Below are 23,634 nucleotides of genomic sequence, written 5' to 3' on the forward strand. Positions count from 1 at the left end.
CGTGCTTGACGCCTCGTCCTTTTTTGACGGGCGGAGGGCAAGCCATGATCGAGCCGTTTGACGACACCGCTCCGACCGGTGACGAACTCACCGAATATGATCGAAGACACATCAAGCTCTATATGCGTTTGCTGGACGCCGCGGTCGACGGCGCAGACTGGCGTGAAGCGGTCAAAGTTCTCTTTGGGATAGATCCAGATCAGGAACCGCAGCGCGCCAAGCGGATCTACGACAGCCATCTGGCGCGGGCGCGCTGGATGACGCATACGGGCTATCGTCACCTTCTGCGTCAGCCTGGCGACGAGCACTGACACGGACACTGTCTCGAATTCGACAGCGATGCCGAAAAGGCATCACGCGATGCTGCCTGAGGGCCTTCCGACAATCGCCCCGGCCCGGAATCGATTCGACCTCGATTTCCAGTTCGCGAGGAGCCGTTCGATGAAGCCGGATACGTCGAGTTGGCGGGACAATGACAGCTATGGCTTCTTCGATGATTTGCCAATCGAAGGTCTCGCCTGGGAGTGTCTTCGACGTTCCGAACCCTATCAGCAACACTACAGGGCGCTCGTGACCGCAAACGCCGAGACGGCACCGTGCTCGCCGGAGGCGGAGCTGCTTTGGGGGTTGCGATTTCCCGGCCAGACCGGACCTATCCGCCTTGGCGCAAGAAATTTTCTGGTCGCCTTCTGTAAATCCTGCCGTGCTGGCGCTGATGCCCGTACCGGATTTCCTGGCATCGACGGTTTCCGCGCCGTTCAGCGATCTGGGCAAGCATCGCGACAGTCCGCAGGGGCGTCACGTCGTCGATAAGGGGCGCGTCGTTACACAACTCCTCCTTCTTCCCGGTAGCGACCCGGACGGTCCCGTTGCGGCAGTGATCCCTCTCGATTCAGAAACACAGGGGCGAATCGAGGCACTCAACAGGTTCTGGCGCGCTTGGCAGGGGCGACCAGCGCCTCCTGATACGCGCATGACCGTCCAGCGCCGGCGCCGGTTGCGCCTCATGATGCAGGCTGCCGACGGCCGCGCGAACGGCGCCAGCTATCGCGAAATCGCCACCGTGCTTTACGGCTTCGAGCGAATAGCCTCCGATCCATGGAAGACCTCGCCGCTGCGCGACACTGTCATCGGCCTTGTCGAAAGCAGCGTCGCGATGATCGGCGGCGGTTATCTGCAACTCCTGCGTCATCGGCGCCGATCGTAGCTGTTCTGCCGCTGGATCAGGGGTGGGGATTTCAGCCTCCCTTATCTTCCCCATCCCTCACGAAGCTTTCTCTCCGCCACCGTGGTCGCAATCCGCCGCTGAACGCCAGCGGCTCCCTGAAGCCCCACGGAGTCCCGATCCATGCGACCCGATCTCGCCGTTTTGCCGCCGCGCTTCCTGCGCACGCAGGAAGCCGCCGAATTCCTCAGCCTCTCGGCCCGCACGCTCGAAAAACACCGGACCTACGGTACGGGACCTACGTACCGGAAACTCGGCGGACGCGTCGTCTATTCCGTCGACGATCTTCAGGCCTGGGCCGAACGTGGTGCGGTCACCTCGACCTCCGATCCGCGCGGCTCAGTCCTGCCCGCCAAGCGCCATTCCGTGATGCCGCCGGCGCATGCCGGACGATACACGCGCTGACTGCAGGCACATCCCGAATGACGGCGCGGCAAACTCTTTCGTAGCGCGGGCAGCTCGGCCTTTTCCGGGCGCTCCCAGGCGATTTCGCGCCGCGAGACGCGCAGGATCTCATGGCCTATCCTTTCTTCTCCCCCTCCAAGTCCCACCGTATCGCCCCGATCGATTTTGCCGCGGGCAATATCTCCATCAGGGTCGAGGCCGTGCCCGATCATGGCATGGCGATGATCTGGGACGCTGACATCCTGATCTGGGCGGCAAGCCAGATCGTCGAGGCGCGCGACGCGGGCCTTCGAACTTCACGTCTGATGGCCGCCACGCCCTATGAGATCCTGACCTTTGTCGGCCGCGGCACGAGTTCGCGCGACTATCAGCGTCTGAAGGCGGCACTCGACCGACTGCAATCGACTACCGTCTCGACTTCGATCCGGCAGCCCGCCGAAGGCCGGCGTCACCGCTTCTCCTGGATCAACGAATGGCAGGAGAGGATCGATCGCCAAGGCAGGCCCGCGGGAATAGAGCTGATCGTGCCGGATTGGTTTTATCAGGCGGTTCTCGACGACGCGCTCGTGCTGAGGATCGACCGCGCCTATTTCGACCTGACGGGTGGGCTAGAGCGTTGGCTCTACCGGCTGGTGCGCAAGCATGGCGGCCGGCAGCGCCATGGCTGGCGTTTCGACTTCCGCCATCTCCACCTGAAGTCCGGCAGCTTGTCGCCCTACAAACGCTTCGCTTTCGAGCTGCGCGACATTGTCCGTCGCCAGCCGCTACCCGGCTATACGCTGTTCATAGAGGTTGAGATCAGCGGCCGAATGCTCCTGGCGTTTGAACCTGCCCTGGCTGTGAATCCTCTCGTGCCATCGGGAACTCGAACTATCGTGCCATCAGGAACCCGTGGCTCGTGCCATCGGGAACCCCAACAGGCGGCAACGTACGGAATCAAACGGCGGAATCGGGTTCTTAACTTAGAGTCTAACCAAGAATCTAACTTCCTTGAGCGCGCTGACGATGTGCAAGACCTCGTCGAAGACGTGCGCAAGGGCCTCACGGCAGGCTCGTCCGGAAAGGTAAGCACACCGCCTTCGTCTGGGACGGGACAAGCACGCCGCCACACGGCATCGCGCCTTCCACCGAATGATCGATCGGGAGGAACGCGATGAGTTCCTCATTCAGAAGGCGATGTCGGCAAGCCAACGCTCGCATTGCAGCCCACCCGGGTTGTGCGGCCGCTCCAGGCTCGCCGCAGTCCCGCGGATCGGCAGCGGCTGACATGTTAGGCGAACTACTCCCGTCTGAAATTCTCCGCAACGCTGGGGGACCTCTCGTGACTGGCACTACCGCCTCTCGCATGCGCGGCGGCCCATCGTCGGCCGCGCTCCCCGCTGAAAATCTCACTCACGTCGAGCTCACTTGGGTGGAGAAGAAGATCGAGCACTGGATTCGCTTCGGCACGCCTGTGCACGAACGGATCCTTGATCGTCAGCGGAGAGTCCTGTCGTTCCGGCCAGGTACGGTCCTTGCCTTCGTGCGCTGGGCATCAAACGACTTCGGCACGATCATCTCGCGCATCGACATCATGCGCGCTGTTGCACGGGGCGAGGCCTATCAGACACTGCCTTTTGTTCGGCCCGGCGGCGATATTCTGCTCAAAATCGCAGGCTGGCCTAAGGTCGAGCGGGTGCTTCAGATGATCGACGCGATCGAGTACCTCGGCATCGATCCGGACGCGGTTTCGGCCGATCACTGGCGCCACGTCCACAATCGTATAGCCGTCGGCGAGGCACCGCGCGCCTATACCGTCGAACATCATCGCGCCTACCTGCTGCGGCGGAGGGCCGCTCCATGAAGTGCCCCGCTCTCCTCTTCGCGATGGCGCTCGCGGCCATGGGCGTGGCTTATCCGGCCCTCACGCCGACGCCGACAAAGCTCATCTGGAATGCATCGGCCAGCGCGCCGATCGGCCTCTACACAATCGACTTCGACGGACCTTTCGAGGTCACCGATCTCGTCGCTCTCGATGTGCCCGAACCACTCGCGACCTTCCTCGCCGAGCGCGGTTATCTGCCGAAGGGCGTGCCCCTCCTGAAGCGCATCCTGGCGGTTGCCGGGCAAACGGTTTGTAGTTCGAACCTCACGATCACAGTCGATGGCGTCGAGGTAGGCGCTGCGCTGGAGCGCGATCACGCCGGCCGCGATCTCCCGGTCTGGCAGGGCTGCCTTCGCATCCCTATCGGCGAAGTCTTCCTCATGAACTGGGAGGTCCGTGACAGTTTGGACGGCCGCTACTTCGGCCTGACTTCCACCAAACAGATCCTCGGCCGTGCAATTCCACTGTGGACCGACGAGGACGGGAACAGCCGCTTCGAATGGCGCGCGCCAACGCGGTGAGCGCGCGACCGGTGGCGCTTATCGGCCCGCCAGTTTCATCACCGCAACCTCAACGACAGGAGCCTTAGATGCCACAGATCGGAGAGTTCACGCGCCAGAAGAGCGGCTATTCCGGCAGTATCCATACACTCAACCTCAAGCTCGATATCGCCATCGTTCCGGCCGAGGCGAGCGATACCGAAAACGCTCCGGACTATCGCGTTCACGCTGGCGGCGATGACGGCCCGGAGATCGGCGCTGGCTGGAAACGCTCCAGCGAGAAGGCCGGTGAATTCGTCTCGATCCAGCTCGACGATCCGACGTTCGCTCAGCCGCTCCGCGCCAACCTCTTCCAGAACGGCGACGACAAGACGTCCTGGTCGCTGCACTGGTCGCGACCGCGCGACCGCGGCGAGAAGGACTGATCGATGCCTGCTTGCCGTCCATCGACGAGCGATCGGAGCGCGCCTGGGCCACATCATGTGACCCGGCGCATCGCTCTCCTTCTCGTTTCCGGCCTTGCCATCGCCAGCCCTGCACTGTCCGTCGACGTGGTGCAGGCCGGGTCTATCGCTCGACCATCTGCGCGCGACGCTTATGCAGGCTTCATTGCCGAAGCTGCCATGCGCTTCCGCCTACCGGCCGCCTGGATATGCGCAATCCTCCAAGCCGAGAGTGCCGGGGACCCACGCGCTACCTCACGGAAAGGCGCCACGGGTCTCATGCAGGTCATGCCAGATACCTGGGCCGACCTCAGCATTCGCTATCGCCTCGGTCGTGATCCTTATGACCCGCACGACAACATCATTGCCGGCGCTGCTTACATTCGCGAGCTGCTCGACCGCTTTGGATCGCCGGGCTGGATTGCCGGATACAATACGGGTCCTGGTAGCTACGAGGCGTCGCTGAGCGGCTCGCCGTTGCCACAGGAAACGCGCGCCTATCTTGCGGTCGTATTGTCAGAGATCGGGGCTAGCGCTACCGCGAGTCCACCCACGCTGGCGTCGGCTGATCCGCTTGCCTGGACCCGTGCGCCTCTCTTCATCGCGCAGCCGGATCGCCGATCCACAGCCAATCTCCTGCTACCTGAGCGTCCACGCGACGACGCGCCGAACTCCGCCTTTGCGCGTGATGTCTCCGCCATCGAGCCGCAGTCGAGAAGCCTCTTCGTCGCGCTCACGAAGGAGAGGAATGCACCGTGAGGGCGCTCAGGACTGTTCGCGTGATCTCAGACTCCGGCGACACGAATCCTGGATTTCCTAGCTCAGGGCGGCAGCATATCGGAGCTGACAGGCCGTACCTCGGTTGGAGCGATGACGCGACCTCTTATTCCCTGCGATTCTGCGCCTTCGCGATCACTGCCTCGGCCCGCGATATCGCGTCCCGGAGTTCGTCGCTTTGCCAAGTGTCAGCGGAATTGCCATCGTCGAACGACCGATCGTGGCTGTCTTTCACACGCAGGGTCAGCTCACGAAGCGCACCAATGGCGTCGGAAAGCAGTTCCGCATCCGCTCCATCTCGGGAAGACAGCGTCACCTTTTTATCCCCATCATATCGCGACTATGAACCACCAAGCGGGATCGTCGAGACGGTCGACTGGGTATCCATCGACCATGCGGGCGAGCACATCGCGCGGCCACGCGGCGAGCTCGATATCGCTAAGCTTGCAGGTTTCGATCAGCGAGTACAGCACCGTTCATCGATTACTGACACGCGCCTTGCGCAAGACGCACCGGCGCAGCCTCATCGCCCAACGCAACCCCTGCAAGATTGGCTCGGTTCTTGTGGGCCCCACCGAACTGCCATTCCCGTTCCTCCATTCTACGAAGGAGACCGACATGCAGCGATTTTGCCCTACAGGAAGGACGTGCAGGGACCGGACGGCTGCACACGAGTAAGCGTCCGCCGCTTGCACTTCGCTCAGCTCTTGACAGGATTTCCGGCTTTCCACGCCCACGGCAGCAATTCGTCGAGGCGGTTGATGGAGTGTCCGTCGACCATGCGCGAGAGCACGTCGTGAAGATAGGTGTAGGGCTCGACGCCATTGAGCTTGCAGGTTTCGATCAGCGAGCAGAGCACCGCCCATCGATGGCCACCGCCGTCGCTGCCCGCGAAGAGATGGTTCTTGCGGCCGAGCGCGATAGGTCTGATCGCGCGCTCGACGGGGTTGGTGTCGAGCTCGATGCGACCGTCATGCAGGAAGCGCGTCAGACCTTCCCAACGCGGGAGCGCGTAACGGATCGCTTCGGCGAGCGTGCTGCGCCCCGGCAACAGCGGAAGCTGGGCTTCGAGCCAGGCCCGCATGGCGTCGACGATTGGTTTCGAACGGCTGCGCCGGGACGCGAGCCGGTGCGCGGGCGATTGACCGCGCACGTCGGCTTCAACGGCATAGAGCTGGCCGATCCGGCGCAAGGCCTCCACCGCGATCGGCGCGTCGGTCGCCTGGGCCACGTCATAGAACTTGCGCCGGGTATGGCTCCAGCAGGCAGCAAGAACGATGTTTCCCTTGCCGGTGAGTTGCTCGAAGCCTGCATAGCCATCGACATGGAGCACGCCCTTGAAGTGCTCGAGATGCGATGCCGGGCGTTCGGCCTTGCGGTCGGGTGCAAACATGTAGATCGCCGCCGGCGGCTCGGGTCCTGCCCAGGCACGTTGCTCGCGGGCATAGACCCACAGCCGCCCCGTCTTGGTACGCCCGCGGCCCGGATCGAGCACCGGCACCGGCGTGTCGTCGGCAAAGAGATGGTCGGATGCGAACACGCTCTTGGCGAGGCGTTCGTGCAGGGCTTCGAGCCACCAGCACGCGCCGCCGACCCAGCCGGCGAGCGTCGAGCGCGGCAGATCGACGCCGTGGCGGGCGAAGATCTGCGACTGCCGATAGAGCGGTGTGTGGTCGCAATATTTGCTGACCAGCACCTGCGCCAGCAGCGCCGGCGTCGCCAAGCCGCCAGCGATCGGCCGCTCCGGAGCCGGCGCCTGCACCACCGTCTCGCAGGTCCGGCACGCATATTTGGGACGCGTGGTGCGGATCACGCGCAGCTTCGCTGGCACCCAGTCCAGCATCTCGCTCACGCTTTCGCCGATGAGATGCAGCACGCCGCCGCAGCCTTTGCAGATATTGTCGTCGACATCGAGCCGCACGTCCTCGCGCGGCAGATGATCGGGCAAGGGCTTGCGAGACGGCAGATCGCGCTGCTGTTTGTCGACGCGCGGACGGCTCTCCACCTCGCGGGCGAGATCGCCGTCGAGGTCTTCCAATGCAAGCGCAAGCTGGTCTGGATCGAGCTGCTCGGAACGGCGGCCAAACTGCGCGCGCTGCAACTGCTTGATGATGGATTTGAGGCGCTCGATCTCACCGTCGCGGTGCTCGACGAGCGCCGCGATGTCACGCACGAGATGTTGCAGGAGAGCCGGTTCGGTGGGCAGGTTGTCGAGGTCGAGCCGCATGTCCGATTCTACTCGAATCGGCTGATTCGAAGAAGCAGCTTTGCTCGCTTCGTTGCAGATTTGGTGCGCTTTTCAGCCGGCCAGAAGCGGTCGCCAGAAGCGCTCCGGCGCACGCCAGTCGATGCCTTCGATGAGCATGGCGAGTTGCGCCGGCGACAGTGCCACCGAGCCGCCGGGCTCGGCCAGGCGCGGCCACATGAACTGTCCGTGGTCCATGCGCTTGGTGAACAGGCACAGCCCCGTTCCATCCCAGAACAGGATCTTCAGCAGCGATGCATTCTTGCCGCGGAAGACGAACAGATGGCCCGAGAACGGGTCCTTCTTGAGGTGTTCCTGGATCAGCGTCGCGAGGCCGTCGAGACCTTTGCGCATGTCGGTGTGACCCAATGCCAGATGCACTTTCACACCGGCCGGAACGACGATCATGATGCCTTCTCCTTGGCTGTCAGCTGCCGCTTTACCGCAGCCGCGGTGGTGCCGGCTGGCGCAAACACGCGCCGTCCATCATCCAACTCGATCGCCACCATGCCGTCCGGCGGCTGCACGAGACCGCGCAGGGCCGCGAGTGCCGGCAGCTCATCCGCCATGCCGTCGGCGAGCGCGACCATCGCCAGTTGCGGCGCCTTGCGGGCGGTCAGGCCGAACTCTTCGCGCCAGCGGAATGCCATGCTGGTGGCAATGCCATGGCGGCGGCAGACCTGCGCCACTGCCATGCCGGGCCTCTCGGTCTCCGCAACGATCGCCCGCTTCTGCTCGTCGGTGAAGCTGCGCCGGTTCGAGCGACCGTCCGCAGCGCCGGGCGTCAAGCGGTATTTACGCCGCACGCAATTAGCAGCGCTGCTTAATTGGGCTCGGGTACTCGGATGAAGAAGCGTTCGCCAGTCCATTTCAGTGCCGGATTCCTCGAACCGGTCGCGCCATCTGCGCAGCGCATGCGGCGAAAGATCGAGCGCTGCCGCGTACTCGGCCAGCCCCATGCCGCTCCAATTCATCGCCTCTACATGCATTCCCCAGAACGCGTGCAGCGCGATCGGACCGCGGTCTGTGCGCGCGCCGTAGCGGCGGCGAGGCGGCGTGTTTTGCTTCCGCCGAGGCGCCCGCCTGGCGCGCTTCTTCTGCTTCTCCTTGTGCAATTCTCGCAGATATTCCGCACGCTTACGCAGGTCTTTGGGCGTCAGCAGGTGGCGCGCCCAAAGCTCGAAGGTCAGCGTCGAAAGCTTGTGCCGGCGGCAGTACTCCTCCGCCTCCAGAGAGCTCCGAAACCAGCTGCCGACATGCGTGCGCCAGTAGGGGTTGTCAGCTTTGTCCCAGGAGCGGCGAGGCGCCATCGAAGAACATCCTCCTCGACAAGAAGGAACCCGACATGGCGCGAGATTGCACTACACCGAATATGTGCAGGGACCGGACGGTTACGCACACGACCGGACGATGGCAGGATAAAAGCCCGCACATTGCGCGCCGGTCGGTTGGTGGTTTTTGCCCGGCTTTCCGGTGCGCTTCGCACATTGCTGTCATTCTGCGCAATGTGCGGCGAATGCCCAAAGCCTTGTATCTGCTTCCTCTTTTCCACATTCGTGGGACACCGGGATGACTTATGAGCGCGAGTTTCGCATTCGGCCCGGCCGCATCCGCTCGACCCGGGCTCAAGCTGCGCGTCCCTTCGTCGCCCAGGCATTAGCCGCGGCGAAAAAGGCCGGCGGCGGCATCTCGCGCGCGGGCCGGATCGTTCCCCGCAATCGATCCCGGTTTGGTCACGGTCAGCGTGCCAGCATCCAGGCCAACCGCCTCATCACGTCACGGTCCCGCGGCGCCATCGTGAAGGCACGCGTTGTCCGTCATTCCGTGCGCACGGCTCCGCTCGGCACACACCTGAATTATTTGCGGCGCGAAGGCGTGACCCGGGATGGGGAAAAGGCGCGGTTGTTCGGGTCGGGAACGGAGGACGCCGACGGCGCGGCCTTCGCCGCGCGCGCCGAGGACGACCGTCATCATTTCCGCTTCATCGTCTCGCCGGACGACGCCCTCGAGATGACGGACCTCAAGTCCTTCACGCGCGATCTGGTCAGTCAGATGGAAACGGATCTCGACACCAAGCTCGACTGGGTGGCGGTCGATCACTGGAACACCGAGCATCCGCATATTCATCTCATCGTGCGCGGCGTCCGCGACGACGGCCAGGATCTGGTCATCACGCGCGACTACATCAAGGAAGGGATCCGCGACCGGGCTCGTGATCTGATCACCCAGGAGTTGGGGCCGCGCACCGATCTCGACATCCGTCGCACCCTCGAAAGCCAGATCCAGTCCGAGCGCTGGACGCAACTCGATCGCCAGTTGCTCCGCGACGCCCGCAACGCCGGCATCATCGATCTCGCCCCAAATCGCGATAGGCAACCGGACGAGTATCATGCGTTAAAGGTCGGCCGTCTGCGCAAGCTCGAAGCTCTTGGTCTTGCCGATCAGGTCGGGCCTGGCCAGTGGGTGATTGACGACAAGGCTGAGACGACGCTTCGCGAGCTCGGAGAGCGCGGCGACATCATCAAGCGCATGCACCGCGCGCTGAGTGAGCGAGGCATCGAGCGCGGCTCGGCAAGCTACGTGCTCGCTGCCGAAAGCCTCGACATGCCCATCATCGGCCGACTGGTCGAGCGCCGGCTCGATGACGAGCTTAGCGGCACTGCCTATGCCGTGGTCGACGGCGTCGATGGACGCACCCATTACATCAGGCTTTCCGATCTGGAAGCGGCTGGCGACAGCGCGCCAGGATCAATCGTCGAGCTGCGCAAGTTCGATGATGCCCGGGGCCAACGTCGGGTCGCGCTCGCAGTGCGCTCCGACCTCGATATCGATCGACAGATCACGGCGACGGGGCCGACCTGGCTCGATCGGCAGAACATCGCGCGAGAGCCTGCCTCCCTCTCAGACGGCGGCTTCGGCGCCACAGTGCGAGAGGCTATGAACGCCCGCGCCGAACATCTCGTCGAACAGGGACTCGCAGAGCGCCAAGGAAGGCGGGTCGTATTCACTCGCAATCTTATCGATACGCTTCGCCGCCGCGAACTCGATGCACTTGGCGAGAAGCTCGCCGCCGAGGCCGGCCAGCCCTTCAATCGCGCCGCCGGCGGAGATCATGTCGCAGGTATCTATCGCCAGCGCCTTGTCCTTGCCTCTGGCCGCTTTGCGATGATCGACGATGGCTTAGGCTTCCAGCTCGTGCCCTGGTCGCCCTCCATCGAAAAGCATCTCGGCCGGCATGTATCCGGTGTCGCCAAAGATGCCGGTGGCGTCGACTGGAGTTTTGCCCGCAAGCGCGGGCTCGGCCTCTGACAACAGGAAGAAAGGATGATGCGATGTCAGCCACGAAAATCCTCTGGGGGCAGATCCTCACCGTCTTCCTAATCGTCCTGCTGACGACCTGGGTGGCCACGCAATGGACCGCATGGAAGCTCGGCTTCCAGGCTGAGCTCGGTCCACCCTGGTTCGAGCTCGCCGGCTTGCCCGTCTACTACCCGCCAGCCCTGTTCTGGTGGTGGTACTTCTACGACGCCTACGCTCCGGACATCTTCGTGGAAGGCGGATTGATCGCAGTGTCCGGCGGGTTCTTGTCGATCATCGTTGCAATCGGCATGTCGGTGTGGCGGGCGCGCGAAGCAAAGAACGTCGCGACCTATGGTTCGGCGCGCTGGGCTCAGAAGAAGGAGGTGGGGGCGGCAGGCCTGCTCGGCCTCGACGGTGTGGTGCTTGGGCGCTACGGGGACGACTACCTTCGACACGATGGACCTGAGCATGTGCTTTGCTTCGCCCCGACGCGATCCGGCAAGGGCGTCGGCCTGGTGGTACCTTCTCTGCTGACCTGGCCGGGCTCTGCGATCGTCCACGACATCAAGGGCGAGAATTGGCAGCTCACCGCGGGTTTCCGCGCTCTGCACGGCCGCGTTCTGCTCTTCGATCCGACCAATTCGAAATCGTCCGCCTACAATCCCCTGCTGGAAGTCCGTCGCGGCGAATGGGAGGTCCGCGACGTCCAGAACATCGCCGACATCCTGGTCGACCCGGAAGGGAGTCTCGAGAAGCGGAACCATTGGGAAAAGACCAGCCACGCGTTGCTGGTCGGCGCGATCCTGCACGTCCTCTATGCCGAGGAGAACAAGACCCTTGCTGGCGTGGCCGCCTTCCTCTCCGATCCTAAGCGCCCGATCGAGTCGACGCTGGCTGCGATGATGAAGACCGAGCATCTTGGGCCGAGCGGCCCGCATCCGGTCATCGCCAGCGCCGCGCGCGAACTGCTCAACAAGTCCGATAACGAGAGGTCCGGCGTGCTCTCTACCGCAATGTCCTTCCTCGGCCTCTACCGGGATCCGGTAGTTGCCGAGGTGACCCGGCATTGCGACTGGCGGATCTCCGACATCGTGGGCGGCGAGCGACCGGCAACGCTTTATCTCGTCGTGCCGCCGTCCGACATCAATCGGACCAAGCCGCTCATTCGCCTTATCCTCAATCAGATTGGGCGTCGACTGACCGAGGACCTCCGGGCAAAGGGTCATCGGCATCGGTTCCTGCTCATGCTCGACGAATTTCCCGCGCTCGGCCGCCTCGACTTCTTTGAGAGCGCGCTCGCCTTCATGGCTGGTTATGGCCTGAAGAGCTTCCTCATTGCGCAGTCGCTGAACCAGATCGAGAAGGCCTACGGCCCGAACAACTCGATCCTCGACAACTGCCATGTCCGCGTAAGCTTTGCCACCAACGACGAAAGGACCGCCAAACGCGTGTCCGACGCGCTGGGCACGGCAACCGAGATGCGGGCGATGAAGAACTATGCCGGCCACCGGCTCTCGCCCTGGCTCGGGCATCTGATGGTGTCTCGGCAAGAGACAGCCCGCCAATTGCTGACGCCTGGCGAGATCATGCAGCTTCCAGCGACCGACGAGATCGTCATGGTGGCGGGCACGCCGCCGATCAAGGCGAAGAAGGCGCGTTACTACGAAGATGTCCGCTTCAGGGAACGCATCCTTTCGCCGCCCGAGCTGACCCGATCCGCAAAGTCTCGTCCTGACGACTGGAGCCGGTTGCCGGTCCTGACACGACCCGAGGTCGTCGAAACTCCCGCGCCGCGCGAGGGTAATGACGATCCGACCGAATCCGAGCGACGCCAACAACCCGAACTCAACCGAGTGCTGCCGGTTGAGAAGACGGCTCCGATCGAGAATGAGTTCGAGCTCGACCCGACCGACGATAATGGAGACGATGATGCTGTCCGCAATCGTCGCCTCGCCCGCCTCATGCAGGGCGTCGCGCGGCAGGTCTCTCTCGACCCCAACGATGGCATGGAGTTGTAGGCGCAATGATCGGTCGAAAGAAGAAAGCGCAGATCTCCGTCTATCTCGATCAAACAATCATGAGGATGCTTGCCGACTATGCGGCGCGGCGGGATCAATCCCAGTCCATGATTGCTGAAGCCGCGATCGCTTCGTTCCTGTCGCCGGATGCAGATGAGCGACGGGAGGCGGCGATCGCCAAACGCCTTGACCAGATCGACCGGCGCCTGGCCAGGCAGGAGCGCGATATCGGGATCGCGGTCGAGACTCTGGCGGTGTTCGTCCGCTTCTGGCTTGCGACCACTCCCGCCTTGCCGGAGCCGACGGCGCAAGCAGCGCGTGCCAAGGCCGGCGAACGCTACGAGGCCTTTGTCACAGCGCTCGGCCGGCGCCTGGCGAAGGGGCCTAAACTGCGGCAGGAGATTTCGGAGGATATCAATCCGACGGGGGACAACGGAGTGCCGTCCCCAGCCAGATTGTAGCAGCAGGAAGCTGGGACTGTTGCAAAATTGAACCCTGTCGCTGTGAGGTGCTGCTCCAAGCGAAACGCTGACCTTCCAGGCGGTGGAGGTCATCTTACGAACTACCAAAGCGCCGTTGCGCTCTTATTAGGTTTTCGCGCTGATCGCGTATTAGGTAATTGTGCTGCGCTATGATCGCCGGAGTGCGGCACATGGCGCTGTCGGACCCAAGCTGATCGGTGACGCCGGCAGGCGGGAAAAGCGCTTACCGCCCCCAGGCCTGCCGCCATGCGGCGAACTCGGACGGCTTGATCTGATAGCGCGCGAAGTTGCCTTCATGCAGGCTGAGAAGCTCGCTTTCTGCCGTTTCGCGAAAGCGCTCGCGCTCGGGCGGATCGATATGCTCACTTGTCCAGGCGCTGATATGCTTCGTGGCTTGCTTCTTATCCATCCGCCCGCGAACGACCGCGCCGACAACCTCGCGGAGTGCCGCCCGGTGCCGCAGCCTGAAAGGATCGGGCTCGCCCAGCGACTGCCGAACGGCGGCATAGCGCGCGGCGGAACGCTCGTAGGCCCAGATAAATACGTCGCGCATCAGTTCGGTCCTGTTGAGTTCATAGACGCTCAAAACCGCATCGGTATAGGTACCGCGCGGCACGCCTTCGAACGAGAGCGGCGAGAGATTGTCCTTGATCAGGGGGATGTTTGCCGACAGCCGGGACACGCGTTTGTTCACGTCATCGAACGGCTGCAAATACGGAAGCTGCACCATCACGAAGAACGCCTGCTCGAACGGGTCGGTAATCGCCGCGGCTGTCGCAAGTGTCTGGTCGAAACACTCTTCGATGAGCTGCGGTACTTCGAGCGGATGGAAAGCCGAACGCTCGATGCCGACGGCTATGCGGCGCAACCTGCCCGCAGCGTTGGGATCGGCGAGCAAGTTGTTTGCAAGCAGCGCGTGGAGATTGAGTATCGTGTATCGGTTGAAGCCAACCTCCTCCGCGGTGCCGACAAGGAATTCGATGGCGTCCTTGTGGTTGAGGATCATCTGCGTCTCAAGCCGCTCCTTGCCTTCCGCCTCCTCGCCAAGATCGATGAGGCGCTTGGTGTCGAGCAGCGAATAGGTGTTCCCCTCAAGGCGGCTCGAATTCCAGGACAAGTCGATCAGCAGCCTGTTCAATATTTGCTTGGCGTAGGTGCCAGCGGGCTGCGCGGCGATAGTGGGCGTGCCCACCTCGCGCAGGTGCGCCCGTTCCGCCGGCGTCAGATAGAAGGTCTCATTGGGTCGGTACTCGTCGAGAAAATCGCGATTGTAGCCGACCGGCTTGCGCGCCTCGGGCGGCTTGCGGACATAGGCCTGAATCTCGGCGCCGGGTTTCGAGAGCGGCAGGAAGGCTTCGCCTTCGGCTCTCCGATCGGCGCGTCCGGCAGCCGTGCCGGCGACGGCCTGGAGTTGTGGCAGCCGATAGCGTGCCCAGCGGCCATCGCCTTCCATGATCAGGCGGTGATGATCAACCAGGTACTTGAGGCGGTACTGCAGCGTGCGGCGCGGCGGCAGCTCCTGCAGCGAATCGGCAATCTGCTGCGCCGCCGCCCCGTCCTCCTGGCGCCGCACGGCCTCCTCGATGGCCTGCAAGTCCTCTTCCAGAATACGCCTTGCCATGGACTTTCTGTTTTGTTGCGCGTGATGCCTCTATGCGCAATTTAATCACACCTACGCGCAATTTTCCAGCTTATGCGCAACTATGCTTGCGCGTAAGGCCATTTTAGCTGCGCGGAGGGAGCCGGGACCAGCCCGGCTGGTGGCCAGGCAAGTTGACAAAGTCCTATCCATTTAAGGCAGCTCTCAAGTCGACGGATTCGAAGATCCTGGACGCCGTCCCGAATTGAAGTTCCGATCAGGGCCGATCGGTGCCTCCGCCGTTCTCCTGTATTTGTACGCCACATTGCTACGACGGCCGAAACTTGTTGAAGCAGCCTGATTTCGGGCTCTTTTAATCATCCCCGACCGGGGACCGTCTGAGTTGTCCCCGACCGAGACGGGGAAAAGACGGTGGTTTCGCACAACAACACGGAAGGACGCGCGCGCAGTTCGCGCATGCTGCGTACGGCGCTCGGAGCTGCCATCACCCGGTTCCTGGACGATCCCGCAATCGTCGAAGTGATGCTGAACCCGGATGGCCGAATCTGGGTGGATCGGCTCTCCGAAGGTCTGGCCGAGACGGGGGAGGCGCTCTCTGCCGCCGATGGCGAGCGCATTATCCGTCTGGTCGCACACCATGTCGGCGCCGAGGTGCATTCGCGCGCTCCGCGCGTCTCGGCTGAGCTGCCGGAAACTGGTGAGCGCTTCGAAGGGCTGTTACCGCCAGTGGTTGCCGCGCCGGCTTTCGCGATCCGCAAACCCGCCGTCGCTATCTTCACGCTCGACGATTATGTGTCCGCGGACATCATGAGCGCCGATCAGGCGGCGACTCTGCGCACCGCTGTCACCGCCCGCGCGAATATCCTTGTCGCCGGCGGCACGTCAACCGGTAAGACGACGCTTACCAATGCCCTGCTCGCTGAAGTGGCGAAGGGGGCGGATCGCGTCGTCATCATCGAGGACACGCGCGAGCTGCAATGTGCGGCACCTAACCTCGTTGCCATGCGCACCAAGGAAGATGTGGCGACGCTCTCCGATCTGGTCCGGTCCTCACTGCGCCTGAGGCCAGACCGTATCCCGATCGGCGAAGTTCGTGGCTCGGAAGCACTCGACCTGCTCAAGGCATGGGGCACCGGACATCCCGGCGGCATCGGCACCATCCATGCCGGCTCCGGCATCGGAGCGCTGCGCCGGCTCGAGCAGCTCATCCAGGAAGCTGTCGTCACCGTTCCGCGCGCGTTGATCGCCGAAACTATCGACCTCGTCGCCGTCCTCTCGGGGCGCGGCTCCGCGCGGCGGCTCGTCGAGCTCGCCCGAGTCGAAGGCCTCGGCCCTGGCGGCGACTACCGCATCTCCCAAGCCACCTAAACAACACAGGAGACCATTCATGATCCACACACTTGCTCGTGGCTACCGTCACATGGCTACCGCCTCCACCACCCTTTCCATCAGCCTCATGCTCGCCCCGGCCGCCCATGCCGCCGGCTCATCCATGCCGTGGGAAGAGCCGCTTCAAAAAATCCTCCAGTCGATCGAAGGTCCGGTCTCCAAGATCATCGCGGTCATCATCATCATCGTGACCGGCCTGACGCTGGCCTTCGGCGACAGTTCTGGTGGCTTCCGGCGCCTGATCCAGATCGTCTTTGGCCTATCGATCGCCTTCGCGGCATCAAGCTTCTTCCTCTCGTTCTTCTCGTTCGGCGGTGGGGCGCTCATTTGATGGCGTCGGCTCTCGAACAGCTCGACGCTGTGCCGGGCTTCGCTGTCCCGGTCCACAGGGCGCTCACCGAACACATCCTGCTCGGTGGCGCACCCCGCTCCATCGCGATCGTGAACGGGACGCTGGCCGGAGCCATCGGCCTGGGCCTGCGCCTCTGGCTGCTCGGTATCGCCGTCTGGGCGATCGGGCATTTCGCTGCGGTCTGGGCGGCCAAGCGCGATCCGCTCTTTGTGGAGGTCGGGCGTAGGCACCTTCGCATTCCAGGTCATCTGACGGTCTGAGGATGGTGCCATGATGAACCTCGCCGAATATCGCCGTACCGCCAGCCGCCTCGCCGACTATCTGCCCTGGGTGGCGCTCATTGCTCCGGGTGTCGTGCTCAACAAGGATGGCTCGTTCCAGCGTACGGCGAAGTTCCGCGGTCCAGATCTCGATTCCGCCGTCGCTGCCGAGCTGGTCGGCGTCGCCTCACGCCTCAACAGCGCCTTCCGTCGCCTGGGGTCCGGCTGGAGCATCTTCGTCGAGGCGCAGCGTCACGAGGCAGCGACCTATCCTTCGAGTAAGTTTCCCGATCCGGCTTCCGGCCTGGTCGATGCTGAGCGCAAGGCCGACTTCGAAGAGGAAGGCGTCCATTTCGTTTCAAGCTATTTCCTCACCTTCCTCTTTCTGCCGCAGGCAGAAGAAGCCGCACGCGCGGAAACGTGGATTTACGAAGGGCGCGAATGGTCAGGCGTCGACCCTTACGAAATCCTGCGCGCCTTTATCGACCGCACGGATCGTATGCTCGCGCTGCTCGACGGATTCATGCCGGAATGCCAGTGGCTCGATGATAGCGAGACGCTGACCTATCTGCATTCCACCGTCTCGACCAAGCGCCACCGCGTCCGCGTTCCCGAGACGCCTATCTATCTCGACGCGCTGCTGGCCGATCAACCGCTGACCGGAGGGCTGGAGCCGCGCCTTGGCGACCAGCATCTTCGCGTGCTCACCATCGTCGGCTTTCCAACCGCAACGACGCCCGGCCTGCTCGATGACCTGAACCGGCTCGCCTTTCCCTATCGATGGTCGACGCGCGCGATCCTGCTCGACAAGACCGATGCGACGAAGCTGCTAACGAAGATCCGGCGGCAATGGTTCGCCAAGCGCAAGTCGATCGCGGCGATACTGAAAGAGGTCATGACGAACGAGGCGTCCGCGCTCGTGGACACGGACGCCACCAACAAGGCGGCTGACGCCGACATGGCCTTGCAGGAACTCGGTGCCGACGTGGCGGGCATGGCCTACGCCACCGCGACCCTCACGGTCTGGGATGTCGATCCTGGTCTGGCGCAAGAGAAGCTGCGCCTCGTCGAGAAAGTCATTCAGGGCCGCGACTTCACGGCCATGGTCGAAACCGTCAATGGCGTCGACGCCTGGCTCGGCTCGTTGCCTGGACATGCCTACGCCAATGTCCGCCAGCCACCCATCTCGACGCTCAATCTCGCCCACATGATTCCGCTGTCTGCGGTGTGGGCGGGGCCGGAACGGGACGAGCACTTCGGTGCGCCCCCCTTGCTTTACGGCAAGACCGAAGGCTCGACCCCGTTCCGGTTGTCGCTCCATGTCGGCGATGTTGGACACACGCTTGTCGTCGGACCGACCGGCACCGGCAAATCAGTGCTGCTTGCGCTGATGGCGCTGCAGTTCCGCCGCTATGGAAACAATCAGATCTTCGCCTTCGACTTCGGCGGCTCGATCCGCGCGGCGACGCTCGCCATGGGCGGCGAATGGCAGGATCTTGGCGGCAATGCGGTGCGCCATCGCGACGAAGATGATCCGCTGATCGGGCTCGCGCTCTCCGACCTCGCTGGTGATGCAAATCCCGTTTCTCTCCAGCCACTCGCTGGCATAAATCATACACCGGAGCGTGCCTGGGCCGCAGACTGGCTGGTCGACATCCTCGCACGCGAGGGCGTTGTTGCCACTCCAGACATCAAAGAGCACCTCTGGTCGGCGCTGACCTCGCTCTCATCCGCGCCAGTCGAAGAGCGGACGCTGACGGGTCTGTCCGTTCTTCTGCAATCGTCGGCGCTGAAGCAGGCGCTGAAGCCTTACTGCATCGGCGGGCCCTATGGCCGGCTGCTCGACGCCGAGCATGAGCATCTGGGCAAGGCGTCCGTCCAGGCCTTCGAGACCGAGGGTCTGATCGGCACGGCGGCCGCTCCCGCCGTGCTCGGCTATCTCTTCCATCGCATCGAGCAGCGGATGGACGGCCGCCCGACCTTGCTCATCATCGACGAGGGTTGGCTCGCCCTGGACGACGGCAGTTTCGCGGGCCAGCTCCGCGAATGGCTGAAGACGCTGAGGAAGAAGAACGCTTCCGTCATCTTCGCCACCCAGTCGCTGTCGGACATCGACGGCAGCAAAATCGCCCCGGCCATCGTCGAGAGCTGCCCGACGCGACTGTTCCTGCCCAACGAGCGTGCGATCGAGCCGCAGATCGCGGCGATCTATCGGCGCTTCGGCCTAAACGACCGCCAGATCGAGATCCTTGCGCGGGCCATACCAAAGCGCGACTACTACTGTCAGTCGCGGCGCGGTAACCGTCTCTTCGAGTTGGGGCTCGGTCCGATCGCGCTGGCGCTTTGCGCGGCATCGTCGAAAACCGACCAGGCAGCGATCGAACATATCCTCACCGAGGCGCCCCGCGAACACTTCCTTGGGGCCTGGCTCACGCATCGCGGCCTCGCATGGGCCGCCGACCTCGTTCCCGATCTCACCAACGTCATCGACCAGTCCGCAAAGGAGTCCTCACCATGAGACCCATTCCCGGCCGTATTCGCATCTGCCGTTTGGCCTTGGCGGCAATCATTGCCGGCACCGCCCTTTCCGTGCAGCCGGCTTCCGCGCTGATCGTCTTCGATCCCAGGAATTATGCCGAAAACCTGCTCTCGGCCTCGCGTGCGCTGGAGCAGATCAACAATCAGGTCGCCTCGCTTCGAAACGAGGCGCAGATGCTGATCAACCAGGCGAGGAACCTCACCTCACTGCCGACTTCGATGCTCGGCCGCATCGAGGGCAATTTCGCCGAGATGAAGGGTCTGCTAGGGCAAGCGCAAAGGCTCGCTTACAACGTCCAGGACATCGATCAGCAGTTCAAGGACACCTACCAGAACTTTGGGTCAAACCTCACCGACCGACAGTTGGTCGACGGCGCCCGGGAGCGCTGGCAGGGTTCCGTCTCGGCCTTCGAGGACGCGCTGAAGACCGGTGCGGTCGCCGTCGGCAATATCGAGGGTACGCGCCAGCAGACCACGTCGCTGGTCGACGCCAGCCAGGCGGCCGTTGGCGTGCTGCAGGCAACGCAGGCCGGCAATCAGCTGCTTGCCGTGCAGACAAGTCAGATTGCCGACCTCACGGCGATGCTGGCCGCGCAGGGGCGCGCCAACGCATTGGAGTCCGCGCGGCGTGCCGCTGCCCAGGAACAGGCGCGCGAGCAGTTCAGCCGCTTCATGGCGGGCAACAGCTACAGCCCGGCCTCAGTCAAGATGTTCCACGACTGAGCGACGCGCCACCATGGACATGAAGATCGCCGCCCGGATGCTTGCCGTGCTTGCCCTTATCGCCGCCATGACTGCCGCCATCATGGCGCTGCGAGGCCACGGCACGGAGGATGCCGCCTCCCACAGCCTGCGTCATCCGGGCGGCGACCCTGCAAACGTCGAACTTGCCCGTTGCCGAGATCTCGGGATGGCGGCCATCGACAATGACGGCTGCAAAAGGGCGTGGGCCGAAGGTCGGGGCCGATTCCTCGGCCTTGACGGCTCCAATCGCCCGGTCATGCCGGCGCCCGAGCGCTTTGGCGACGACGGCAGCACGAGCATACCGCAGAAACCGGCCGACCCGCTTGTCAGCCAGCCGGTGTCGCCATGAACAATACAGGGATCATCGACCAGTTCCTGGAGACGTTCACCCGCTACATCGATTCCGGCTTCGGGCTGCTGGGCGCAGATGTGGCGTTTCTCAGCTCCACTCTGATCGTGATCGATATCACGCTGGCCGGACTGTTCTGGGCCTGGGGCGGCGACGGGGACGTGCTCCAGCGGCTCGTCAAAAAGACAATCTATATTGGCTTCTTCGCCTTCGTCATCGGCAACTTCAATCGTCTCGCCGGCATCGTCTTCGAGAGTTTTTCCGGGCTTGGCCTCAAGGCCGGCGGCTCCTCGCTTTCCGGCTCAGCACTCCTTCAACCGGGTCGCGTGGCGCAGGTGGGCATCGACGCCGGCAATCCCATCTTGAACGCCGCCGGCGAGTTGATGGGCTACGTCTCCTTCTTCGAGAATTTTGTCCAGATCGTCGTGCTCATGACCGCCTGGGCGATCGTGCTGGCCGCGTTCTTCATTCTCGCGGTTCAGATCTTCGTCACGCTGATCGAGTTCAAGCTGACCACGCTTGCCGGCTTCGTGCTGATCCCCTTTGCGCTGTTCAACAAGACGGCATTCCTCGCCGAAAAGGTGCTCGGCAACATCTTCGCCTCCGGCGTCAAGATACTGGTGCTCGCCGTCATCGTCGGCATTGGCTCGGGTCTGTTCAACCAGTTCACCGCCGGCTTCGGCGGCAACCAGCCTTCCATCACCGACGCGCTGTCGCTCGTTCTGGGCGCGCTGGCCTTGATGGGCCTGTCGATCTTCGGTCCCGGCATCGCGACGGGGCTTGTCTCCGGCGCACCGCAACTCGGCGCAGGTTCGGCGGTTGGAACCGGTCTTGCCGCCGCTGGCCTGGGCGCTGCCGGCTACATGGGCGCCCGCGCCGGCATCGGCATGGCCACAAGCGCGGTCGGCAGCGCGGCGCGCGGCGGTGCTGCTCTGGCGGGCGGAGTGCGGACCGCCTACGGCCTTGCCGATGCTTCGGTAGGAACGACCGGGACTGGCGGCGGCGCTGCCGCGTTCGCTGGTGTCGCCCAGGCTGGGGCCGGCCTTGTTCTCAACCGGGGCAGGCAAGCCGCAGTACGCGCCTCTCAATCCATGCGCTCCAGCTACCGTTCGGGACAGGCCGCCGCATGGATGGCGACCGGCGGCAAGAACGAGGTCGATCCAGGCCACGCCGACGCCGCCAGCGATGCGGTCTCCGGTGGTTCACCTACCGCGGCCGCCGGCGCGGGTACTCCCACCGGCTCTGGCTTCGTCGCGCAGCAGTCCCCGCCCGAATGGGCCAAGCGCATGAAGCGCGGCAGCACCGTCAATCACGGCGTCAGCACCGCGGCTCATACCGTCCGCTCCGGTGACCACGGCGGCGGCTCGATGTCCGTCAATCTCAAGCAGGATGATCGCTGATGAACTTGTTCCGACGACCCTCCGTGCGCTATTCCCGCACGCCAGAACCGGAAACCCCATACCAGAAGGCAGCACAGGTTTGGGACGACCGGATCGGCTCCGCCCGTGTGCAGGCGAGGAATTGGCGGCTCATGGCCTTCGGCTCACTCCTGCTCGCCGGTGGGTTCGCTTCCGCGCTCGTCTGGCAATCGACGCAAGGCACCATCGTGCCCTGGGTCGTCGAAGTCGACAAGCTCGGCGCCGCGGCAGCCGTTGCGCCCGCCGTCTCCGACTATCGCCCGACCGATCCGCAAATCGCGTGGCATCTCGCCCGCTTCGTCGAGCAGGTTCGCTCGATTGCCGCCGATCCGATCATCGTGCGCCAAAATTGGCTACGCGCCAAAGAGTGGACCACCGACCAGGGCGCTGCCGCGCTCAATGACTATGCTCGCGCGAACGAGCCTTTCTCCAAGGTCGGCAAGCAGCAGGTCGCGGTCGAAGTCTCCTCAGTGATCCGCGCCTCTGCCGACTCCTTTCGCGTCGCCTGGACCGAGCGTCGCTACGAAAACGGCCAGCTCTCCACCACCGAGCGATGGACAGCGATCCTGACGATCGTGCTCCAGCCGCCGCGGGACGCCGAACGGCTTCGGGCCAATCCGCTCGGCATCTACGTCAACGCCATCAATTGGTCCCGGGAGATGGGCCAATGAGCCTGGCATCGCGAGTTGTCGCCATCTCAGCTTTCCGCAAATCTGCGCTCATGGCAGGACTATTCTCGGCAACAGTTCTCGCCGGCTGCGCCACGCCGCAGAAGCCACCGCAGATCACATACGACGCCAGCGTGCCGCCGCTGCCGGCCATCCCTACTGCCGTGACAGATGAGAGGCCAAAGCCGCTGCACACCCCACCGTCCTGGGCGCCGGCTCGCGGTGGCACCGCCGCCATAACGCCGCTCGCGCGCGTCGAGAACGCCAATGCGGCCGCCCGTGTCCAGCCACGACGTGAAGGCTACTACAACGCAATCCAGATTTTTCCCTGGAGCGAAGGGGCGCTCTATCAGGTCTATGCAGCGCCTGGGCAGATCACCGACATCGCGCTTGAGCCAGGTGAAAGCCTGACCGGCACGGGGCCGATCGCGGCCGGTGACACAGCCCGCTGGATCATCGGCGACACCGAAAGCGGATCGGGTGTCACCCGGCGTGTCCATGTGCTGGTGAAGCCCTCGCGTGCCGATATCACCACCAATCTCGTCATCTCGACTGATCGGCGCACCTACATGGTCGAGCTGCGCGCAGGCGAGAAACCTTATATGCCGGCCGTGGCATGGGCCTATCCGGCGCCGCCGTCCGGACGGCGGCAGGCGGTTCCCGCTACGCCGGTCATCCCGGCCGTCGCCGTGCGGAACTACCGCTACGGCCTCACCGGCGATACGCCACCGTGGATGCCGATCAGCGTCTATGACGATGGCCGGCATGTTTATGTCGAGTTTCCTCGTGGGATCGTACAGGGCGAGATGCCGCCCATTTTCGTCATCGGCCCCGACCGCGAACCCCAGATCGTCAACAGCCGGGTCCACCAAAACATCCTGATCGTCGACCGCCTCTTCGGCGCGGCGGAATTGCGCCTTGGCAGCGGCAAGCGGCAACAGACCGTCAGGATCGTGCGCATCGATGGGACGAGGACCGGTCAATTGACTTGGATGCCAAGGTCCAGGGCAGGTTCGAAAACCATGATCACCCCCAGTCAGAGGGGAGGATAGGGCTG

The 23,634-nt window shown here is 63.7% G+C and carries 26 protein-coding genes and 1 pseudogene; 21 read left to right on the forward strand and 6 right to left on the reverse strand.

The window, feature by feature from the left end; all coding sequences use genetic code 11:
- The first annotated feature begins 44 nt into the window (after positions 1-44).
- From RFM40_RS09655 to RFM40_RS09695, 9 genes are all read left to right on the forward strand, one after another.
- Positions 45-311, forward strand: a complete 267-nt coding sequence (locus RFM40_RS09655) for a DNA -binding domain-containing protein (protein ID WP_320226502.1) — start codon at positions 45-47, stop codon at positions 309-311.
- A gap of 130 nt (positions 312-441) precedes the next feature.
- Positions 442-813 (forward strand): transcriptional regulator domain-containing protein, encoded by a 372-nt coding sequence (locus RFM40_RS09660; RefSeq protein WP_320226503.1) that lies wholly within the window; start codon positions 442-444, stop codon positions 811-813.
- Positions 716-1,207, forward strand: coding sequence for a DUF2285 domain-containing protein (locus tag RFM40_RS09665; protein ID WP_320226518.1), 492 nt, complete (start codon positions 716-718; stop codon positions 1,205-1,207). The genes RFM40_RS09660 and RFM40_RS09665 overlap by 98 nt, the downstream gene beginning before the upstream one ends.
- Before the next feature lie 141 nt (positions 1,208-1,348).
- A complete protein-coding gene (locus tag RFM40_RS09670) occupies positions 1,349-1,630 on the forward strand; it encodes a helix-turn-helix transcriptional regulator (RefSeq protein ID WP_320226505.1) in 282 nt (93 codons plus the stop codon).
- A gap of 110 nt (positions 1,631-1,740) precedes the next feature.
- Positions 1,741-2,787 (forward strand): replication initiator protein A, encoded by a 1,047-nt coding sequence (locus tag RFM40_RS09675; protein WP_430691658.1) that lies wholly within the window; start codon positions 1,741-1,743, stop codon positions 2,785-2,787.
- Positions 2,788-2,951: 164 nt separating this feature from the next.
- Positions 2,952-3,473 (forward strand): DUF2840 domain-containing protein, encoded by a 522-nt coding sequence (locus tag RFM40_RS09680; protein ID WP_320226506.1) that lies wholly within the window; start codon positions 2,952-2,954, stop codon positions 3,471-3,473.
- Entirely contained in the window at positions 3,470-4,015 is a 546-nt protein-coding gene (locus tag RFM40_RS09685) for a S26 family signal peptidase (RefSeq protein ID WP_320277458.1), read from the forward strand. The genes RFM40_RS09680 and RFM40_RS09685 overlap by 4 nt, the downstream gene beginning before the upstream one ends.
- A gap of 68 nt (positions 4,016-4,083) precedes the next feature.
- The gene (locus RFM40_RS09690; RefSeq protein ID WP_320226509.1) at positions 4,084-4,419 is read left to right on the forward strand and encodes a DUF736 domain-containing protein; all 336 of its coding nucleotides are present in this window, start codon (positions 4,084-4,086) and stop codon (positions 4,417-4,419) included.
- Between the two features lie 57 nt (positions 4,420-4,476).
- A complete protein-coding gene (locus tag RFM40_RS09695; RefSeq protein WP_320277459.1) occupies positions 4,477-5,196 on the forward strand; it encodes a lytic transglycosylase domain-containing protein in 720 nt (239 codons plus the stop codon).
- A gap of 124 nt (positions 5,197-5,320) precedes the next feature.
- On the opposite strand, the gene RFM40_RS09700 is transcribed toward RFM40_RS09695, so the two are convergent.
- The 5 genes and pseudogenes from RFM40_RS09700 to tnpA all read right to left on the reverse strand — a co-directional run bounded on the left by RFM40_RS09700 (position 5,321) and on the right by tnpA (position 8,769).
- Positions 5,321-5,530 (reverse strand): hypothetical protein, encoded by a 210-nt coding sequence (locus RFM40_RS09700; RefSeq protein WP_320226513.1) that lies wholly within the window; start codon positions 5,528-5,530, stop codon positions 5,321-5,323.
- Positions 5,531-5,543: 13 nt separating this feature from the next.
- Positions 5,544-5,687, reverse strand: a pseudogene (locus RFM40_RS33705) (transposase domain-containing protein); the annotation flags it as partial.
- A 227-nt stretch (positions 5,688-5,914) separates the two neighbouring features.
- On the reverse strand, positions 5,915-7,441 hold the full coding sequence (gene tnpC, locus RFM40_RS09705) for an IS66 family transposase (RefSeq protein WP_320230370.1): 1,527 nt from the start codon (positions 7,439-7,441) through the stop codon (positions 5,915-5,917).
- Between the two features lie 72 nt (positions 7,442-7,513).
- The gene (gene tnpB / locus RFM40_RS09710) at positions 7,514-7,867 is read right to left on the reverse strand and encodes an IS66 family insertion sequence element accessory protein TnpB (RefSeq protein ID WP_320230369.1); all 354 of its coding nucleotides are present in this window, start codon (positions 7,865-7,867) and stop codon (positions 7,514-7,516) included.
- A complete protein-coding gene (gene tnpA / locus RFM40_RS09715; RefSeq protein WP_320230368.1) occupies positions 7,864-8,769 on the reverse strand; it encodes an IS66 family insertion sequence element accessory protein TnpA in 906 nt (301 codons plus the stop codon). Before tnpA ends, tnpB begins: the two co-directional genes overlap by 4 nt.
- A 259-nt stretch (positions 8,770-9,028) precedes the next feature.
- Between tnpA and RFM40_RS09720 the strand changes: the two genes are divergently transcribed.
- The 3 genes from RFM40_RS09720 to RFM40_RS09730 are packed head-to-tail and all read left to right on the forward strand — an operon-like array spanning position 9,029 to position 13,238.
- A complete protein-coding gene (locus tag RFM40_RS09720) occupies positions 9,029-10,768 on the forward strand; it encodes a relaxase/mobilization nuclease domain-containing protein (protein WP_320228875.1) in 1,740 nt (579 codons plus the stop codon).
- Between the two features lie 23 nt (positions 10,769-10,791).
- Positions 10,792-12,777, forward strand: a complete 1,986-nt coding sequence (locus RFM40_RS09725) for a conjugal transfer protein TraG (protein ID WP_320228876.1) — start codon at positions 10,792-10,794, stop codon at positions 12,775-12,777.
- Between the two features lie 5 nt (positions 12,778-12,782).
- Positions 12,783-13,238 (forward strand): CopG family transcriptional regulator, encoded by a 456-nt coding sequence (locus RFM40_RS09730; RefSeq protein WP_320228877.1) that lies wholly within the window; start codon positions 12,783-12,785, stop codon positions 13,236-13,238.
- A gap of 244 nt (positions 13,239-13,482) precedes the next feature.
- Here the strand turns inward: RFM40_RS09730 and RFM40_RS09735 are convergent, their stop codons facing one another.
- Positions 13,483-14,853: a Fic family protein gene (locus RFM40_RS09735; protein WP_320228878.1), complete on the reverse strand. Its 1,371-nt coding sequence runs from the start codon at positions 14,851-14,853 to the stop codon at positions 13,483-13,485.
- A 462-nt stretch (positions 14,854-15,315) separates the two neighbouring features.
- On the opposite strand from RFM40_RS09735, the gene trbB reads away from it, so the two are divergent.
- The 9 genes from trbB to trbG are packed head-to-tail and all read left to right on the forward strand — an operon-like array spanning position 15,316 to position 23,629.
- Complete coding sequence (gene trbB / locus RFM40_RS09740) at positions 15,316-16,227, forward strand: P-type conjugative transfer ATPase TrbB (protein WP_320228879.1); 912 nt, start codon at positions 15,316-15,318, stop codon at positions 16,225-16,227.
- Positions 16,228-16,246: 19 nt separating this feature from the next.
- Positions 16,247-16,579 (forward strand): TrbC/VirB2 family type IV secretion system protein, encoded by a 333-nt coding sequence (locus RFM40_RS09745; protein WP_320228880.1) that lies wholly within the window; start codon positions 16,247-16,249, stop codon positions 16,577-16,579.
- Positions 16,579-16,860, forward strand: a complete 282-nt coding sequence (locus RFM40_RS09750; protein WP_320228881.1) for a VirB3 family type IV secretion system protein — start codon at positions 16,579-16,581, stop codon at positions 16,858-16,860. Before RFM40_RS09745 ends, RFM40_RS09750 begins: the two co-directional genes overlap by 1 nt.
- A gap of 10 nt (positions 16,861-16,870) precedes the next feature.
- Complete coding sequence (gene trbE, locus RFM40_RS09755) at positions 16,871-19,378, forward strand: conjugal transfer protein TrbE (RefSeq protein WP_320228882.1); 2,508 nt, start codon at positions 16,871-16,873, stop codon at positions 19,376-19,378.
- Complete coding sequence (trbJ, locus tag RFM40_RS09760; RefSeq protein WP_320228883.1) at positions 19,375-20,121, forward strand: P-type conjugative transfer protein TrbJ; 747 nt, start codon at positions 19,375-19,377, stop codon at positions 20,119-20,121. The genes trbE and trbJ overlap by 4 nt, the downstream gene beginning before the upstream one ends.
- Positions 20,122-20,134: 13 nt before the next feature.
- A complete protein-coding gene (gene trbK-alt / locus RFM40_RS09765) occupies positions 20,135-20,491 on the forward strand; it encodes a putative entry exclusion protein TrbK-alt (RefSeq protein ID WP_320228884.1) in 357 nt (118 codons plus the stop codon).
- On the forward strand, positions 20,488-21,891 hold the full coding sequence (gene trbL, locus RFM40_RS09770; RefSeq protein ID WP_320228885.1) for a P-type conjugative transfer protein TrbL: 1,404 nt from the start codon (positions 20,488-20,490) through the stop codon (positions 21,889-21,891). The genes trbK-alt and trbL overlap by 4 nt, the downstream gene beginning before the upstream one ends.
- Positions 21,891-22,580 carry a conjugal transfer protein TrbF gene (trbF, locus tag RFM40_RS09775; protein WP_320277460.1) on the forward strand — a complete coding sequence of 230 codons (690 nt, stop codon included), beginning with the start codon at positions 21,891-21,893 and terminating at the stop codon, positions 22,578-22,580. Before trbL ends, trbF begins: the two co-directional genes overlap by 1 nt.
- Positions 22,577-23,629, forward strand: a complete 1,053-nt coding sequence (gene trbG / locus RFM40_RS09780) for a P-type conjugative transfer protein TrbG (RefSeq protein WP_320277461.1) — start codon at positions 22,577-22,579, stop codon at positions 23,627-23,629. The genes trbF and trbG overlap by 4 nt, the downstream gene beginning before the upstream one ends.
- The last annotated feature ends 5 nt before the right edge of the window (positions 23,630-23,634 follow it).

The organism is Mesorhizobium captivum (assembly GCF_033977165.1).
GTDB lineage: Bacteria > Pseudomonadota > Alphaproteobacteria > Rhizobiales > Rhizobiaceae > Mesorhizobium > Mesorhizobium captivum.

Bases quoted from the DNA above. Each gene is read 5' to 3' on its own strand.
- RFM40_RS09690 (WP_320226509.1), top strand. From the start codon at position 4,084: ATGCCACAGATCGGAGAGTTCACGCGCCAGAAGAGCGGCTATTCCGGC.
- RFM40_RS09730 (WP_320228877.1), top strand. From the start codon at position 12,783: ATGATCGGTCGAAAGAAGAAAGCGCAGATCTCCGTCTATCTCGATCAA.
- RFM40_RS09660 (WP_320226503.1), top strand. From the start codon at position 442: ATGAAGCCGGATACGTCGAGTTGGCGGGACAATGACAGCTATGGCTTC.
- trbF (WP_320277460.1), top strand. From the start codon at position 21,891: ATGAACTTGTTCCGACGACCCTCCGTGCGCTATTCCCGCACGCCAGAA.
- RFM40_RS09745 (WP_320228880.1), top strand. From the start codon at position 16,247: ATGATCCACACACTTGCTCGTGGCTACCGTCACATGGCTACCGCCTCC.
- trbG (WP_320277461.1), top strand. From the start codon at position 22,577: ATGAGCCTGGCATCGCGAGTTGTCGCCATCTCAGCTTTCCGCAAATCT.
- RFM40_RS09665 (WP_320226518.1), top strand. From the start codon at position 716: ATGCCCGTACCGGATTTCCTGGCATCGACGGTTTCCGCGCCGTTCAGC.
- trbK-alt (WP_320228884.1), top strand. From the start codon at position 20,135: ATGGACATGAAGATCGCCGCCCGGATGCTTGCCGTGCTTGCCCTTATC.
- RFM40_RS09685 (WP_320277458.1), top strand. From the start codon at position 3,470: ATGAAGTGCCCCGCTCTCCTCTTCGCGATGGCGCTCGCGGCCATGGGC.
- tnpB (WP_320230369.1), bottom strand. From the start codon at position 7,867: ATGATCGTCGTTCCGGCCGGTGTGAAAGTGCATCTGGCATTGGGTCAC.
- trbL (WP_320228885.1), top strand. From the start codon at position 20,488: ATGAACAATACAGGGATCATCGACCAGTTCCTGGAGACGTTCACCCGC.
- RFM40_RS09655 (WP_320226502.1), top strand. From the start codon at position 45: ATGATCGAGCCGTTTGACGACACCGCTCCGACCGGTGACGAACTCACC.
- RFM40_RS09720 (WP_320228875.1), top strand. From the start codon at position 9,029: ATGACTTATGAGCGCGAGTTTCGCATTCGGCCCGGCCGCATCCGCTCG.
- tnpC (WP_320230370.1), bottom strand. From the start codon at position 7,441: ATGCGGCTCGACCTCGACAACCTGCCCACCGAACCGGCTCTCCTGCAA.
- RFM40_RS09670 (WP_320226505.1), top strand. From the start codon at position 1,349: ATGCGACCCGATCTCGCCGTTTTGCCGCCGCGCTTCCTGCGCACGCAG.
- trbE (WP_320228882.1), top strand. From the start codon at position 16,871: ATGATGAACCTCGCCGAATATCGCCGTACCGCCAGCCGCCTCGCCGAC.
- RFM40_RS09750 (WP_320228881.1), top strand. From the start codon at position 16,579: ATGGCGTCGGCTCTCGAACAGCTCGACGCTGTGCCGGGCTTCGCTGTC.
- tnpA (WP_320230368.1), bottom strand. From the start codon at position 8,769: ATGGCGCCTCGCCGCTCCTGGGACAAAGCTGACAACCCCTACTGGCGC.
- trbJ (WP_320228883.1), top strand. From the start codon at position 19,375: ATGAGACCCATTCCCGGCCGTATTCGCATCTGCCGTTTGGCCTTGGCG.
- RFM40_RS09675 (WP_430691658.1), top strand. From the start codon at position 1,741: ATGGCCTATCCTTTCTTCTCCCCCTCCAAGTCCCACCGTATCGCCCCG.
- RFM40_RS09725 (WP_320228876.1), top strand. From the start codon at position 10,792: ATGTCAGCCACGAAAATCCTCTGGGGGCAGATCCTCACCGTCTTCCTA.
- trbB (WP_320228879.1), top strand. From the start codon at position 15,316: ATGCTGCGTACGGCGCTCGGAGCTGCCATCACCCGGTTCCTGGACGAT.